We start from the raw sequence: 16,223 nt of genomic DNA on the forward strand, positions 1-16,223 counted from the left end.
GGAATTTTAATTGTTAAGCAAAATAGAATTTGACATAATAAATATGTTATATGAAAATGATAAATTGACTGAAAAAGAATTGGCAATTAAATTATACAAGGATGTAGAGAAAATTAAAGTTGCAAAAAAAAAATTATCAGATAAAGGCTACTTAATTGATAGTAGAGTTTCTATAACAGGGGAAAAAATATTAAAAGAACATGAGATAGAAAATGCAATAATATTGGCAGCAGGTATGTCAACAAGATTTGTGCCTTTAAGTTTTGAAAAACCCAAAGGGTTGTTAAAAGTTAAGGGACAGGTTTTGATTGAAAGACAGATACTTCAACTTAGAGAAAAAGGAATAGATGAAATTATAATAGTAGTTGGATATATGAAAGAACAATTTAAATATTTAATCGATAAATTTGGTGTTATATTAATAGAAACAAAGGAATATGAGAAAAAAAATAATCATTCAAGTATTTATGCAGCTAGAAAGTATTTGAAAAATTCAATAATTACATCTTCAGATTTATATTTTAAAGAAAATATTTTTCAAAAATATGCTTATGATGCATATTATACTGCTGTTTATAAAAGAGGAAAAACCGCGGAGAGAGGTATTATATTAGATGAGGATGATAGAATATTAAATACCATGTATGGTGATAGATGTTATGATATTTGGGTAACATTAGGTTACGCTTTTTTTAATCAGAGATTTTCGAATAATTTGATTAAAATTTTGGATGCAATATATGATTTACCAGAAACATATAATAAATTTTGGGCTGATATACAAGATGAAAATTTGAAAGAGTTGTATATGTATGCGAAATTATGTGATGAAAATGTGATATATGAATTTGATTCATTAGAGGAATTGAGAAAATTCGACAAGAAATATTTAGTGAATTCTGAATCTAATATAATGCGCCAAGTATGCTATATGTTGGGGGCAAGAGAGGATGAAATTATAGATATTGAGTCATTAAGAAAAATAAAGAAAACTTTATTTAGATTTAAATTTAGAGATTGTTTCTATATCTGTGATGTGGCTGAAAATGACAATTATAAAATTTCTTATGAAGGTTATGTATATTATTTATGTAGAGATATTAAAAAGAAGTTCGTAAGATTATACAAAATAGACAAAAGTATTAAAGTAATGGGGAAAAATGACTATAATATAAAAAAAGATTTGAAACAAGTATATGAGTATTCAAAGGAATTCATAGATTATCATAAAAGAGCCTTACCTTTATGTGCAGCAGAAAATGTGATATCGAAATTTGTAAATTTGCCTTTGACATATGGATTTCAAGAACGATATATCATGAATAATACATATTCTTTTAATATGGAAGATAATTTTATCGGTTGTGAAAAATTGTTTCCATTTTATCAAAAGATATCAGAAATATGCAGCATAATGTTTGGGGCAAGATATACAGATGCCAGACCGTTTAGTGGAATGAACTGTATTGATATGATTGTAAAAACAGTATGCAAACCAGGTGATAAAATTATGATATTGGGAAAAGAGCATGGCGGGCATGCATCAGTAAAACCAGTTGTAGAAAGATTAGGATTAAAGACTTTTATTGCACCATTTTCTGTTAAGAATTTAGATTTAAAATATGAAGAATTAAATGATATGGTAAAAAGAGAAAAGATTCAGTATATATTATTAGCACCGTCAGATATAATTAAAGCTTTTGATTTGGAAAAAATAGATACCTCATCATGTGTATTAATGTGGGACTGTAGTCAATTACTAGGATTGATTGCTGCAAAATTATGCAAAAATCCTTTAGACAATATGGATAATGTAATTATGTTTGCAGGAACACATAAGACTTTTCCCGGACCAGCATCAGGACTAATAATGACAAATGAAAAATATTTACATGATAGAATGGAAACACAAATTAATCCTAAATATTTAAGACATTCTCAGATGCATCAAAAGATCTCTTTATTATTTGCTTTGATAGAATTTGAAATGTATGGTGTTGATTATATGGCACATATGGTACATTGTTCTAATTATTTAGGTGAAAAGCTGCAAGAGGCTGGTTATGATATTGCAAGAGTAAATGGGCAAATATCATATACACATCAAATTTTTATAAGATGTGATGAAAATTTGATGAATACTATATATGATAATGCATATAGATGTGAAGTTACATTAAATAAAAAAGTGAAAGAATTATTTAACGGCTATGGAATCCGTATAGGAACGCAGGAAATAGCCAGGTATAATTGGGATGATAATGCATTAGATATTGTTGCAAAAATAGTTAAACTATTATCTCAAAAAAATATAGATATAGATAGAGTTTTAAAACTTAAGAATAAATTACCTGAAAAAAAATTATCATATACATTTTTAGATAAGGAAATAAATGATTTTTGGGAATTAGAAAGGTATTAAAATATGAACATAGAAAATGAATTTAATAAAATAGTTAGTGGTTTAAAAGAGTTTCGAAATCATGATTTTTTAGAAAATGAGATTAAAAAAAGTTTTTTAGAAATGATTTATAAATTAGAAGGAAAAAGAGTGATTATACGAGGTGCTGGCATACATACTGAACATTTTCTGGATAATATAAAAAGAGAAGGGTATTTAAGCAAAATTAATATTTTGGCAATTGTTGATGATATATTGTGTGGAGAAGAAATTGAAGGCATTAAAATAATTAATAAAAATATGCAAGAAAAAATAAAGTATGATTCAGTGGTAATATCATCATTTTCATATAGAAAAGAAATGAAAAAAGATTACGATGGGAATAAAATAAATTTAGTTGATTTATATGATGAATTAGAAAAGAAAAATATAATATTAACGGCGCCTTATTACTTTTATAGGAAAGGGTTCTATGAGACTTCTCTTTATTTGAAAAGCAAATATGAAGCTAATAAGTCAGAAGAAAATTTAGTATTGTTGATAAATAGTCTATTAGTATTAAAAGATTTTGTTTCTGCTTTTAAGTATATTGATATATATATAAATAATAAATATAGTAATTATATGGTATATTCAGACGTTAAAAATAACTTAAAACAATTAATTAATAGTATAAAGCATTATATTAATAATCAAAATTTAAATCATATAATAATGTATTGGATAGATGCAGTTCCATTTGAAAAATTAAAATATATACCATATCTACATAATAAAAAAGATGAGTCTCTTTTTTTTGAAAGAGTTTATTCAAGTTGTCCTAATACTCATCCGACAATGCATACTATATTTCAAGAAACACAAAGAATTGATGATTATTTGTTTTCCAAGAAAAAAATATCAGAAGAAAACAGTAAGCTTTTAAGAGAAATTAGAGATGCAGGATATGAGTTTAAATATATAGGTCATGTTGCGGATAATCATATTGAAAAAGAATATATATATTTAGAAGATGAATCAGTTTTTGATGATGATAAATTTTCTTTTTCGATGTGTGATACATATTGGAAAATGTTACAAAAAATTATAGACACAAAAGTTCCACTCTTTGTAATCGTACATACAATATGTGAGACACATAGACCATTTATATCATTTGGAGTAGGAGAAAATTATTCATACAAATTTAAGGAGGCAATTAATTCTAATCAGATTGAATGTAATTATAAATATATTAATGAGGAACTTAAATTTTATAATGAAATAATACCAAATAATATTGTAAAAATATATATGTCAGATCATGGTATTAATTTTATGCGCAATGAATGGAATTTTTTGGAAAGAAAGATAAGAACTTTTTGCATCATTGATGGTGGAAATATAAAACCTGCGAAAATAGAAGAAATATTGTCTTATAAAAATATGATATATGTAATAAAATTTATATTAACAAATGAAAAAGGATATATTCAAAAGGCTGTTGATAAGTATGCATTATTACAGGATGTTGATTTATATAATAAATCAAGAGTAAATAAAACTATTAAAGAGAATAATCATATTTATGGTATGGCATATAGATGTGTGGTGACTAAATTTGATAAATTTATTAAGATAGCTAATGGAAAAGAAATTTATTATAAATTGGAAAATGAAAATATAAATTTAATTGATTGTGCTGAGTATAAAGATAGAATTGAGCAATTAAGAAGACTAGCTGGTAATTATTTTTTGAATATTAAAGAAATACCGGAATTCGCTAATGCATTAAAATTATACAAAAAAGAAAAAGGCAATGTATATTGGATTACAGGGCTTTCTGGTGCTGGAAAGACAACAATTGGAAAGTTGTTGTACAATAGAATTAAAGACAAAAAAGACAATGTTATTTTTTTGGATGGAGATGTACTCCGTGAAGTATACCAGACAAAAGATTATAGTAATGAAGGGCGGTTAAATCTTGCCTTACAGCATGGACGTTTATGCAAGATGCTTTCAGAACAAGGGATAGATGTTGTAATTTGTGTTATTGCAATGTATGATGAGTGTAGACAGTGGAATCATGATAATATTGAAAATTATCATGAGATTTATTTAAGAGTCTCAATTGATGAATTGATTCGAAGGGATCAGAAACAATTATATTCGAGAGTGTTAAAAAAAGAAATTAGTAATGTTATGGGAATGGACATACCGTTTGAAGAGCCTAAGAATCCAGAGGTTATAATAGATAATAATGGAAATGAGTCTCCAGAACAAATTATTAATAAAATTTCAGAAAAGTTTGATATATAAGATAAAGAGAGTATAGATTATTTGAGGAAAATAGTATGGAAAAAAATGCGATTATTTTGGCAGCTGGAAAATCAAGCAGATTTGCACCATTTACTTATGAAAAGCCAAAAGGCTTGTTTGTCGTAAGGGGAGAAAGATTGATTGAGCGTCAGATAAAACAATTGAAAGAAGCTGGTGTAAATGAAATTTATATTGTTGTAGGTTTTATGAAAGAAAGATATTTTTATCTTGAAGATAAGTATGATGTTTGCCTTATTTCTAACAACAAATTTGAAAATAAGGGAAACTTATATTCACTTTTTGTAGCCCGGAAGCATATGAAGAATACATATATATGTTGTGCGGATCATTATTTTGTAGAAAATCCATTTTTAGCAGAAAAGGATTATTCATATAGGGCATGTGTATGGAAAAAAGGATGTTTTAATGAATTTGCAATTAAAAAGAGCGATTGTGAGGTTATAACTGAAGTATCAATAGGTGGAAAAAACAGCTTTGCAATGGTAGGACATGCTTATTTTACTGAAAAATTTTCTAAAATGTTTTGTGAATTTCTTGAGAATGAAATAAATGAATTTAGGGTTGCGGATTTGTTTTGGGAAGAGTTTTATGCCAAGCACATTAGTGAACTAACACTGTATGCATGTGAATTCAGTGATGAAGATATATTGGAATTTGAGTCATTAGATGATTTGAGAAGGTTTGATTCAGAATTTTTAAATAATATTGATTCTTCTATTGTTAATAATATTTGCAAATACTTAGGTGGCAAGGCAAATGAAATTGATAATATTGAAGTTATTCAGAAAGGGTTGACTAATGTTTCATTCAAGTTTGAGATGAATGATAAAACATATGTATATAGACATCCCGGAAATACTTCGGGAAATTTAGTGGATCGTGAAGCGGAGTGCTATGCTCAAAATAAAGCTAAGGAGATTGGAATAGATAAATCAATTATTTATATAGATAAATCGGGATGGAAAATATCAAAGTTTATAGATAAAACAATAGATTTTGATTTTAAAAGGGACAAAGCAATTTTACAGAATGCTATTGATTATATTAGAAAACTACATTCGGTGGAATGTGATGCTAACATAAAAATGTTTGACACATTTGTTGAGGCGGAGAAACTTATGGGGATAGCTTCTAAGTCTAAAGGTGACTTGTTTGATGAGTTCTCCGATTTATATGAAAAGGTTAAAATAATTAATGGGTATTTGAAAACAGATAATATAGGAAATATGGTTTTATCTCACAATGATACATATGAACCCAATTATTTATTTACAGAAGACAATAAATTATATTTGATTGACTGGGAATATGCTGGAATAAATGATGAAGCAGCAGATATTGCATGTATTTGTTGTAGAGATGATTATACGGAAGAAGAAATAAAAAGTGTGGTAGCAATGTATTTACAGAGGAAACCTGATTTTAAAGAATATTGTCATTATTTAGCTTATGTGGTATTGACAGGCTGGTACTGGTTTTGTTGGGGACTGTATAAAGGTTCTGTAAATGATGATGATGGATTTTTCTTTCTGCCAGCATACAGAAGTTGTAAAAAGTATTCGCCAATAGTGCTTAAGTATATTAAAGAATTGAACGAGGAAAAGAGGAAAAAATAAGATGAATATTGCTATTATATTAGCGGGTGGAATAGGTTCAAGGGTAGGAGCAGAGACACCTAAACAATTTATAGAGGTATTAGGAAAACCAATAATTGCATACACAATAGAAAAATTTCAAAATCATCGAGAAATTGATGCAATAGAGGTAGTATGTTTAGATGCATACAAAGAAAAATGTATAGAATTATGCAGTAAATATACAAAAGTAAAATGGATAGTTAGTGGGGGAAAAGATTTTCAACACTCAGTTTTAAATGGAATCAATGAATTAAACGGGAAATTAGAGGAAGATGATAATGTATTGATTCATTATGCTGCATCACCATTTGTGGAAAATGAAATAATAAGTGATGCAATAAAAGTGTGTGATGAAAAAGGAAATGCAACATCGGCAACACCGTTTTTTTTATTAGCGGGTTCAAACGATGATGGTATAAAGTCAACAAAATGGATTGATAGGGATAAAGTTATGGGACTGAATGTTCCACATGTATATAAATTTGCCTATATAACAGGGTTATATAGGAGAGCAGTAGAGCAGAAATTACTTGATAAAGTTGAGCCGCATACGACTTCATTGATGTATGCGCTAGGAGAGACAATTTATTTTTCAAAAGGAAATCAGACGAATATAAAGATAACAACAAAGGAAGATGTTAAATTATTTGAGGGGTATGTGTTAAGAGAGAGGATGGAGAGATAGAGTAACATGGAAGAATTTTTTACAGTTTTTACAGGTATTTTAAGTGCACTTATTTGTGTAATAAAATTTTATTTTGACTTAAAGAAGAATAGTACCAAGATTAGCTTGAAAGAAAAATATTATAGAAAGATATTAATACCATTTTATGTTAAATATAAAAAAAAGAAAAATAGTGGTGATTTTTGTAAAGAATTTATTAACAAAAAAAGGAAAAAATACATAGAATGTATTCCAACATATGTGATAAAAATATTAGAAAAAGAGCCAGAGAAGTTATATATGATATTAGTATTTGATTATATACATATGAGAGAAAATGATGCAAAATTTAGAAATAAAATAGATAATAATATTTGGAAGTTATTTAATATATTGCTATATTATTCAGCAATGATTGTTGGCTCTTGTGGATTGGTAGAGTTATTATTATATATATTAGAATGGCTATTTGGGTTACAGATGAATAATACAGAGTTTATTCAATATATAATTAGTATTTTGTTGAGTTTATTGATAGGTTTTATATATCCGATTATTTTGAAGTTTATTATGGATAGTAAGGACTTATACAATTTGAATAACAAATATATAGATAAGCAAATAGATACTAGAATGAAGTGGTATGAAAAAAATATGAACAAACAAAGATTTTTTATTTAGATGTTGTGGTCAAGCTTTTTTTGTAACACTATGACCTAATATTTTGCCACAGAGGTTATACAAGCTCGTAGCGAGCCTCGTAAGGCGTTTTGTAATTATTATAAGAATGCGTATGTACATGGTTATATTTTTATCCGTTATGCTTGCGATAACACTTCGAACATGAAGATTAATAATAGTGCAATTATAACGCTTACTGTCATTTGTTAAAAATAGATAAGTAAAAGCCGTATACCATTCTTGATTTATTGCATTTGCAAGAAAACTCTAGTCAGCTTGTTATCATAAACTTTGTGAGCAATAACATATTCATATGCAGGTTTCTTTTTTCTGAATATTGAAAACAGTTGCATTTCGGCATTCATATATTTGTGAACTGTTTTGTCTAGCTCTATATGATTGCTTTTGATATATCATATTCAGTTGCAAGCCTTTTGAGGGAACATCCCTCAACAAGATGAAGTCGGACAATCTTTATCTTGAATTATGGTTCATAATGTTTGTTCATGTGTAACATATCTTGTTTATTACTAATATTATATCTTATTAGGTCGGTGTGTTGCAACTAATGTTTGGCATAACAGAGTTTTTTACACTTATGTTATTTTGGAATTTATGCTTGAGCATTTTATACTTATGAGCAGGCGACAAAGTAAAATTAATGAAAATGAAGATGTTGTTGTGAAAAGGCAGAGATTTACATAAATTTGTAATGAAATTTTAATGCTTGAACAACTATGAAGGAAAGTACATATGAACATATTAATATATCGTTATAACAGTATATGTGAGGATGCAGTTATCCGTGGATTGAAAGAACTTGGACATACTGTATATGAAGTTGTACTGGAAGTAGAAAATAAGTCGCCATCAGGTCAGGAAATTTTAGATGCTGTTGTTATGGGAATGGAGAAGTCAAATGCGGATATTATATTCAGTATAAATTATTATCCGGCACTTTCTGAAATTGCCAGAGTATATAAATTATTGTATTACAGTTGGATAGTAGATGCTCCGGTTCTTGAATTATATTCAAAGACCATTAAAAACAGGTGCAACAGGTTATTTATATTTGACTCGGAGTTATACAGAGAAATATCAGTTTACAATCCATACAATATCTTTTATCTTCCTTTAGCTGCTGATTGTGACTTCTATCAGAATGCAATAAGAAATGCTTCATTATCTGATGTAGAAAAGTACACACACAATATCAGTTTTGTAGGCTCGTTATATACTGAGAAATGTCCGTATGACAAGGTCAAAAACTTATCACCGAAAATATCAGGTTACCTTCATGGGATTATGAAAGCACAGGAGAAGATTTATGGATATTACTTTGTAGAAGAACTTTTGAGTGATGAACTGGTAGATGAATTTGTAAAAAATTATGATGGATATTATCTGGCGGGAGAAGAGGATTTACTTACAAAGAAAAGAACACTCGCACAGTTTTACATTGGCAATAAGATTACAGCTATGGAGCGTGTGGATACATTTAAATATTTATCTGAAAAATTTGAAGTTGACATTTATACAGCGAGTGATACAAAGGAAATACCTAAGCTTAAAAATCACGGAACTATAATGACACACACTCAGATGCCGATAGTCTTTAATAAGAGTACGATAAACTTAAACCCGACATCAAAACCTATACGAAGTGGAATACCGTTAAGAATATTTGACTTGCTTGCATGTGAGGGATTTGTGCTATGCAATTATCAGTCTGATTTATTGAATGAGTTTTTGCAAGGGGAAGAACTGGATATCTATTCCAGCATTGAAGAATTGGAAGAAAAGATAAGATATTATTTATCTCATATGGATGTATGTAGGGAAATTGCTCATAATGGGTATGAGAAGGTTAGTAAGTATCATACATATCCGCTGAGACTTGAGCAGATGTTTAGACTTGGGGAACATAGGAGGAGATAAAGGAGTGAGAGGGTGTGAAAAGAGATTAATATGCATTATTATTTGGAAAATGCTCATACAGAGTAAGTGCAAAAAACTCAGGCGTACATTCTAAAATAACTTAGCATAAATATTATTTTACTCTTTATGCTAAGTTATTTTTTGTCTTTATCTATCTTTCGATTTTACACATTTCAAAAACTTTATCATTCCATGGTAACAGCTTTTCTAATTCACTGTCTGCCATTTCTTCAGTAGGTCGTTTCTCTAATACATATGTTATATATTTATATACATTTAATCCATTCGCTAATGCTGTTTCGGCTATGCTGTATGATATGGCACTTGCCTCTGCACCTTCAGGACTGTCACTGAAAAGCCATCCCTTTCTACCTATAACATATGATTTTGCCGTTGCTTCATGTCCTTCCTCTTTCAAGACTTGTATAGGGCTTTCATATGCCATAGTAAACCCTCTGCTTAACAGCAGTCTGTGGTAAAATTCGTACAATACACGCAGATACTTATTGGTACATTCTATAACCCAGTTCGCCATTGTTGCACGGCTAAGTTCAAAACCATACTGCAGCCAGTCTTTTTCCTGACGGTACAAGGGCATCCCATTAACATATTTGACCTGAACAGTCAACTCCTGAACCTGTAAGTCGTTTATATAATAAAACTATGCCATCTTTTTCACGATATATTGCTTTTATGCGATCTTTTTTTCTACCACAAAATATCACAGTTTTATCATGTTTCCAGCAGCTTTTTGTAAATACTTCATGCGGAAAAGTATGTTGACAAACATTCGTTCGTGTGTTATGATGAAAATACAAAAAACAAACAAATGTTTGCAAAAGTAGGAGAAAACATTGCATTTTTATTATATGGTATGTATAATATAGGAAAGGAGACATTATGGGGAAAGAAAATGATATACAGTGGCATTTGGGATTTTGTGCAGCGATGGAACTGGAGCTTAGAGAGTACGCAGACAGACTGGAATTTCACAGGGAATATCCGCTAAGTAGAAAGCCGCTGCTTATAGATTTGCTTGTAGTGGAAAAAACAGGCGACTTTGAAATAGCGAACGATATAGGTCAGATATTTCAGAAACATAACATAATGGAGTATAAGTCTGAAAATGATACATTAAATGAAGACACATATTTCAAAGTAATGGCATACGCATATTTGTACAAAAGCAGTGAAAAATATGTAGGTGATATAGACATAAACAGCATCACGATTACGCTTGTAAGAGAAAGAAAACCTGAAAAGCTTTTGAGATGGTTTAAAGAAAACAGCTACAAAGTATATGAAAAAACGAGTGGCATATACTACATAGAAAAAGACGGATTTATAAAAACACAGGTAGTAGTCACGGCAGAAGTCGGAGAAAAAGAACATATATTCCTAAAGACACTGAAACGAGGACTGAAGAGAAGTACTGTAGATGATTTTTTAGATAAAGCATTTGAAATGCATGAGCCGTTTGAAAAAGATTGTATAAATTCATTGTTAGGGATAATGGTATCGTCAAACCAAGAATTATTTGACAGTATAAAGAATGGAGGGACAGGTATTATGAATGATGTATTAAGAGAGTTTTTTAAGGAAGAGATAAAAGCTAATGAAGAGCAGGCGATGAACAGAGGCTGGAAAAAAGGAATGGAAAAAGGAATGGTAGAAGGGATGGAAAAAGGGATGGAAAAAGGGATGGAAAAAGGGATGGAAAAAGGGATGGCGAAAGGAATTGAGAAAGGAATTGAGAAAGGCAGAGAAGAAGGCAGGATAGAAACTTTATACACGGATTGCAATATGTCAGTATCTGACATAGCAAAGAAAGTGTCAAAATCAGAGGATTATGTAAAAGAGATTATAAAGAAAATATCAGCAGCGTGTCTCTAAAGTTGCATATACAACAGAGTATCATATGAGAAAACAGACCTATCCCCCGATGGATTCCATCGGGGGATTTGAATAAAAAATTTTAAATCAAATGAAGTCGTTTTTCTATGTCCTTTTTGTGTTTTCTTCCAAGTGGAATGGAGTGTTTTCCAACCTGTATTATGAATGTTGATTTATCATATGAATAAAAATGATGTAGGTTTACGATATATTTTCTGTGGCACTGTATGAAATTGTCGGGAAATATATCAAGCAGTTCATTTATTGTCATATTTGTGAGTTTAATATTTGCGTCATGTGTGTAAACGACAGTTTCTTTGCTGGTTGATTCAATGTAGTCTATGTCATCAAGCAGTAAATGGAGATATACACCATTACTGTCTTTTAAAGTTATCTTTTCTTTTTTGTTTTCTCTATGTTGACCTATTATATAGTCAAGCGTTTCTATGAGTTTATATGAGGTGAATGGTTTTACCAGATATGAGCTGCAATGTATCTCCTGAAGGGCAAAGAATATCCTATCAGGGAGTGCTGTCATATAAACTATCGGTGTGTAAAGGTAATGCTCGATGCTTCGTATATATTTTCCAAAATCAAGTCCGTCACAGTCCAGATCATTTTCGTTTTCATGCTTTAACTCAATATCAAGTAAAAAAAGATCAAAACATTTTGTTGATGTAAGGTTGCAGGCTTCTTTATATGTACCGGCTATAAAAATCTGCCAGTCTTTGTAGTGTTCATTTATTATTTTGCTGACAGCTTTCTGCTGTTCATAGTCATCTTCTAAAATAAGTACCGTAAACATAATCATCCTCATTCCTGAGCAACTTTTTTGGGGGATAGATACCGTAAAAGCAATTTGTTTTTTGCTCTGAAACTAATTGCTGTATTTCTCAAATCAATATCGTAGTCAAAATTTTACTTTATTTAATACAAGTATATCTAAACATTATTATATCACAGATTCATTCATTTTACAAAATTGCAATTCAGACCAGAATATATGTATTTCAGACCAAATTATGCGAAAAGTGTTGAGTTTTAGGCGAAAATGAGTAAAATAAAAAATGTAAAAAGTCATTGAGAAAGTCTAGTTGCCGGTGACAGTGAAAGTGTGAGCAGCAACTAAGTTAATCATGATTAAGAGAGACAAGATTGAAAGATTAATGGGTAGAAGCCGTTGATGATACTTATAGTGTGAACGGCAGCTAAATCTTTCAAGGATAAAAAGGGTATTGGAAAGGGTTATGGTGTTTTATCACGGTTGTATAAATGTCTGCTGCATCGGGTAATGTAGCTGGTAAGTCTCTCATACATATAAGTGTAGGACATCACATAAAAGGTATGATTGAAAATAGGGAGTCGGGAAAATTTAAAGGGTAGAAAAAAGGGTAGAGAAATGATGAAATTATTTTTGAATGATTTCATCATTTTTTTTATGTATAGTAAAATGCTCGTAATGTAGTGGGGGTGTCAAGGCAAAACGCTGGTTTTGCACTTTTTTTAGAGCGTAATAAAATGCTCGAAAAGTAGTGTGACACCAGGAGCAAAACGCTGGTTTTGCTCTTTTTTTTTGTTTTTTATTAAATTTTAATGGAAAGAATTGAGATTATGTTTTATACTATGATGTTAGGGTCAAAAGTAGATAGCAATGAAGCAATCCGGAGCATCAGTTAGGGTCAAAATACCTTTTGACTCTAACATCGAATTATATGGATATAATGAAAGGGAAGTAGAACTGTATAAGAGGAAAATACAAAAACAAAGAACAGAAAAGGAAAAAACATGGCAAATAAGAAAAGAAAAAAGCCTTATATTGTAAGGCTGATGAGAAAAATTAAAAAAACTTTCAGAATGTGGAAGAGAAAAAATCCGTTAAAGGCATATAGATTGCATATTATCACAACGGTGTGTATTATTGCAATTGTTGCATTTGCAACTTTTAAAACCGGTCTGGCACATGATTTTGTGAGACATTTTTCAGAAAGCGAAGAAGCAAGTGTTACGGAAGCACCGGCTGATACCATGACCCCGCAGCCTACGGAGGAGGTTGTTCAGACTGCTGCACCTGCTCCGGTGCAGACAAAAGTTCCGGCAAAGAAAAACACTGTTGACACAAGATATCTTTATTCATATTTTCAGGGACCAAAGGCATGGAAAAAGAAGCTTGCGTGGTCGGGTTACTGGGGAGATGCGTATATTGGCGGAAGAAAGTTTGGTGCGTATGGATGTGGTCTTTGCTGCATGGCAAATGTTTATTCATCTATCACTTCGGAAACATATAAGGCATCACCGGTAGATATGCGAAATTTCGCAAAGAAGAAAACAGGCTACTGGGGGGGAGGTGCAATCGACTGGAAATATATGGTGGTTGGTATGCGAAAGGCAGGTATTTATTGCGGACCTAAGAGAAAGCCGAAGAGATATTCTTCGTTTAGGCGGGATATTGCGAAGTCAAAATGTGCTGTTGTGCTTGTCAGCAGTTATGATTCGACTTGTTTTTGGAAAGGCACGCCCGGACATTATGTTACTATTTTTGCATATGATAAGAAGCGTGACAGGGTATTTCTAGCTGATTCAGGTGATCCGAAGCACAACCGCAGATGGATAAGTCTTAAAAAGGTTTATCGTTCACTTAAAAAGGCGAGCAGATACCAGTATGTATGTGTGACAGGGTACAATAATAAGAAAGATGCTTTTAAGAACAGAAAAGCTAGAGGAAAGTGGATAAAGCCGGCATATATGCGGTAAAGCACAACAAACACGAATGAGAAAGACATATGTGCAAAGTGAAAAAGTGGATAAAAAGATATATGCGGTAAATGAAATAAAGATGCTTTATTGTGGAAGTCTGATAATGCCTGTCATGGTATGATTACATATTTAATAATGAATTTTATAAAAACATTTGGAGATGAGGAGGAAGGATGAGCAGAAAAAAGGAATACGAAGAAAAAGAAAAACATGGTACGGCTCAGTTTCCGGTTGGACTTCACAAACTTGAATATCCGGCGGATACGGATGTAATGTTTTATGTTCACTGGCATCAGGAATTTGAGTTTCTTGTTCTGACTGAGGGGAAAGTGCTGTTTACGATTGAGGACAGGAAATATGTTATGAATCCTGGAGATATTGTATTTATAAATTCAAATTATCTTCATATGGCAAAAAATATTTGTGGCGGAGTATGTTCATTTTATGCCATTGATTTTTCATATCATGTGCTTAATGAGGATATACATAGCATTTTTTCTAAGAAATTTATAAGACCAATATTAAATGATAAGTATGTATTTCCGGAATTTATGCCCGTAAGTGAGGATGAAGATAAATGCTGGCAGAAAGATATAAGGAATTATCTGCATGAAATAGGAGAGTGTCCGGAGCATGAGCTAGAACCGTTTGAGCTTATGATAAGAAGCCGTATTTTGGCTATATGGGATATTCTTGATAAAAATTGTGTTCGTGCACAGAAAGACAACGATATAGAGAGCCGTTATTCTGAGAGACTTGAACCTGTTATTTCCTATATTAAAGAAAATTATGCGTATGAGATAACACTAGGAGAGCTAGCGGCGATACTTCCTATGAGTGAGGGGCAGTTCAGCAGGGTTTTTAAGCAGACGATGAAACTGTCTCCGATACAGTATCTTATGAGATACAGGATATTGCAAAGCTGCAAATTGTTGCAGGATACGGAGAAAAAGATAGGTGAGATAGCAAATCTGTCAGGATTTAATAATATAAGTTATTTTAACAGGGTATTCTTGAATACGATAGGATGTACACCAAAAGAATACAGGGAAAACAGCAGTTATTAAATTTTAATAGTGAATTGCGAAAACGGATATAGGCTGTGTTAGCTGCACAATTTAATTATGTATTATAGGAGTTTCGCAAATGTTTATTAAACTGGGAATAGGAAGGGAAGTATAAGAGTGGTTAGAGAATATAACGATATTTTGGAGGCTGTTCGTAGTGTGAAGTCAAAGCAGGCGGTTATTTTTGATATGGATGGTCTTATTTTTGATACTGAGCGTGTTTTTATGGAACAGCTTGCGGTTGCGATGAAAGAACATGGCTATGTACTGACGAGGGAAATTTACACAGAGACACTTGGTCTTGGTGGAAAAAAGCTTGTTGATTTTATGCAGTCAAAATTTGGTTATGATTATCCTTTTGAGGAGTGCAGCAGAAAGGCACAGGAGAGAATGGCAATGATTTCAGAAACTATTGGTCTTTCGGTTAAACCTCAGATAAGAGAGCTTTTACAGGAGTTAAAAGCAGGGAATATTAAATGTGGGGTTGCTTCATCGACAAAGACTGAACTTGTTGAGAAATATTTGAAACAGGCAGAACTTGACGGCTTTTTTGATGTTGTGATTGGTGGGGATAAAGTTAAGGTATCAAAACCGGAGCCGGATATTTTTATCTATGCTTGCGAGAGACTTAATGTATCTCCGATGAAAGCACTTGTGCTTGAGGACAGTGAAAATGGAATAAGGGCGGCAAGAGCTGCAGGAATCCCGGTTATATGTATTCCTGACCTTAAAGAACCATCAAGAGAGGTTGAGAAACTTGTGACGGCTATTGTAAGGCGGTGAATAAACGGTAAAAAGCTATACAAAAGATTTTTTTGCCATAAACATTTTAAATTGGAGTTTATTATTAAAAATGTGGGGATGAGGTA

The 16,223-nt window shown here is 31.3% G+C and carries 12 protein-coding genes and 1 pseudogene; 10 read left to right on the forward strand and 3 right to left on the reverse strand.

Annotation, left to right across the window (positions count from 1 at the left end; all coding sequences use genetic code 11):
* The first annotated feature begins 10 nt into the window (after positions 1 to 10).
* From DW721_RS06295 to DW721_RS06315, 5 genes are read left to right on the forward strand one after another with little or no spacing between them, the layout of a single operon-like run.
* Positions 11 to 2,422, forward strand: coding sequence for an NTP transferase domain-containing protein (locus DW721_RS06295; RefSeq protein WP_055945877.1), 2,412 nt, complete (start codon positions 11 to 13; stop codon positions 2,420 to 2,422).
* Between the two features lie 3 nt (positions 2,423 to 2,425).
* Positions 2,426 to 4,699, forward strand: coding sequence for an adenylyl-sulfate kinase (locus tag DW721_RS16345; RefSeq protein ID WP_243035963.1), 2,274 nt, complete (start codon positions 2,426 to 2,428; stop codon positions 4,697 to 4,699).
* A gap of 35 nt (positions 4,700 to 4,734) precedes the next feature.
* Entirely contained in the window at positions 4,735 to 6,336 is a 1,602-nt protein-coding gene (locus DW721_RS06305) for an NTP transferase domain-containing protein (protein WP_055945881.1), read from the forward strand.
* A 1-nt stretch (position 6,337) separates the two neighbouring features.
* Positions 6,338 to 7,042, forward strand: coding sequence for an IspD/TarI family cytidylyltransferase (locus DW721_RS06310; RefSeq protein ID WP_055945885.1), 705 nt, complete (start codon positions 6,338 to 6,340; stop codon positions 7,040 to 7,042).
* Between the two features lie 6 nt (positions 7,043 to 7,048).
* Positions 7,049 to 7,702, forward strand: a complete 654-nt coding sequence (locus DW721_RS06315) for a hypothetical protein (RefSeq protein WP_055945888.1) — start codon at positions 7,049 to 7,051, stop codon at positions 7,700 to 7,702.
* 120 nt (positions 7,703 to 7,822) lie between these two features.
* Here DW721_RS06315 and DW721_RS06320 read toward each other — a convergent pair.
* Positions 7,823 to 8,180, reverse strand: a pseudogene (locus tag DW721_RS06320) (hypothetical protein); the annotation flags it as partial.
* Positions 8,181 to 8,455: 275 nt separating this feature from the next.
* Between DW721_RS06320 and DW721_RS06325 the strand changes: the two are divergent.
* Positions 8,456 to 9,640: a DUF3880 domain-containing protein gene (locus DW721_RS06325; protein WP_118745186.1), complete on the forward strand. Its 1,185-nt coding sequence runs from the start codon at positions 8,456 to 8,458 to the stop codon at positions 9,638 to 9,640.
* A 151-nt stretch (positions 9,641 to 9,791) separates the two neighbouring features.
* On the opposite strand, the gene DW721_RS06330 is transcribed toward DW721_RS06325, so the two are convergent.
* A complete protein-coding gene (locus DW721_RS06330; RefSeq protein WP_147355385.1) occupies positions 9,792 to 10,268 on the reverse strand; it encodes a transposase in 477 nt (158 codons plus the stop codon).
* A gap of 272 nt (positions 10,269 to 10,540) precedes the next feature.
* Here DW721_RS06330 and DW721_RS06340 point away from each other — a divergent pair, with 272 nt between their 5' ends.
* Positions 10,541 to 11,533: a hypothetical protein gene (locus DW721_RS06340; protein ID WP_118745189.1), complete on the forward strand. Its 993-nt coding sequence runs from the start codon at positions 10,541 to 10,543 to the stop codon at positions 11,531 to 11,533.
* Positions 11,534 to 11,615: 82 nt separating this feature from the next.
* Here DW721_RS06340 and DW721_RS06345 read toward each other — a convergent pair whose 3' ends face one another.
* The gene (locus DW721_RS06345; protein WP_182436235.1) at positions 11,616 to 12,338 is read right to left on the reverse strand and encodes a LytTR family DNA-binding domain-containing protein; all 723 of its coding nucleotides are present in this window, start codon (positions 12,336 to 12,338) and stop codon (positions 11,616 to 11,618) included.
* 980 nt (positions 12,339 to 13,318) lie between these two features.
* Between DW721_RS06345 and DW721_RS06350 the strand changes: the two genes are divergently transcribed.
* The 3 genes from DW721_RS06350 to DW721_RS06360 all read left to right on the forward strand — a co-directional run bounded on the left by DW721_RS06350 (position 13,319) and on the right by DW721_RS06360 (position 16,137).
* Positions 13,319 to 14,284, forward strand: coding sequence for a phytochelatin synthase family protein (locus DW721_RS06350; RefSeq protein WP_118745191.1), 966 nt, complete (start codon positions 13,319 to 13,321; stop codon positions 14,282 to 14,284).
* 176 nt (positions 14,285 to 14,460) lie between these two features.
* Positions 14,461 to 15,354 (forward strand): AraC family transcriptional regulator, encoded by an 894-nt coding sequence (locus DW721_RS06355; RefSeq protein ID WP_022015250.1) that lies wholly within the window; start codon positions 14,461 to 14,463, stop codon positions 15,352 to 15,354.
* Between the two features lie 117 nt (positions 15,355 to 15,471).
* On the forward strand, positions 15,472 to 16,137 hold the full coding sequence (locus tag DW721_RS06360; protein WP_147353211.1) for an HAD family phosphatase: 666 nt from the start codon (positions 15,472 to 15,474) through the stop codon (positions 16,135 to 16,137).
* The last annotated feature ends 86 nt before the right edge of the window (positions 16,138 to 16,223 follow it).

It is taken from the genome of Clostridium sp. AM27-31LB, from assembly GCF_003480745.1.
Taxonomy (GTDB): Bacteria; Bacillota; Clostridia; order Lachnospirales; family Lachnospiraceae; genus Butyribacter; species Butyribacter intestini.

Bases quoted from the DNA above. Each gene is read 5' to 3' on its own strand.
- DW721_RS06350 (WP_118745191.1), top strand. From the start codon at position 13,319: ATGGCAAATAAGAAAAGAAAAAAGCCTTATATTGTAAGGCTGATGAGA.
- DW721_RS06305 (WP_055945881.1), top strand. From the start codon at position 4,735: ATGGAAAAAAATGCGATTATTTTGGCAGCTGGAAAATCAAGCAGATTT.
- DW721_RS06355 (WP_022015250.1), top strand. From the start codon at position 14,461: ATGAGCAGAAAAAAGGAATACGAAGAAAAAGAAAAACATGGTACGGCT.
- DW721_RS06325 (WP_118745186.1), top strand. From the start codon at position 8,456: ATGAACATATTAATATATCGTTATAACAGTATATGTGAGGATGCAGTT.
- DW721_RS06315 (WP_055945888.1), top strand. From the start codon at position 7,049: ATGGAAGAATTTTTTACAGTTTTTACAGGTATTTTAAGTGCACTTATT.
- DW721_RS16345 (WP_243035963.1), top strand. From the start codon at position 2,426: ATGAACATAGAAAATGAATTTAATAAAATAGTTAGTGGTTTAAAAGAG.
- DW721_RS06340 (WP_118745189.1), top strand. From the start codon at position 10,541: ATGGGGAAAGAAAATGATATACAGTGGCATTTGGGATTTTGTGCAGCG.
- DW721_RS06345 (WP_182436235.1), bottom strand. From the start codon at position 12,338: ATGTTTACGGTACTTATTTTAGAAGATGACTATGAACAGCAGAAAGCT.
- DW721_RS06310 (WP_055945885.1), top strand. From the start codon at position 6,338: ATGAATATTGCTATTATATTAGCGGGTGGAATAGGTTCAAGGGTAGGA.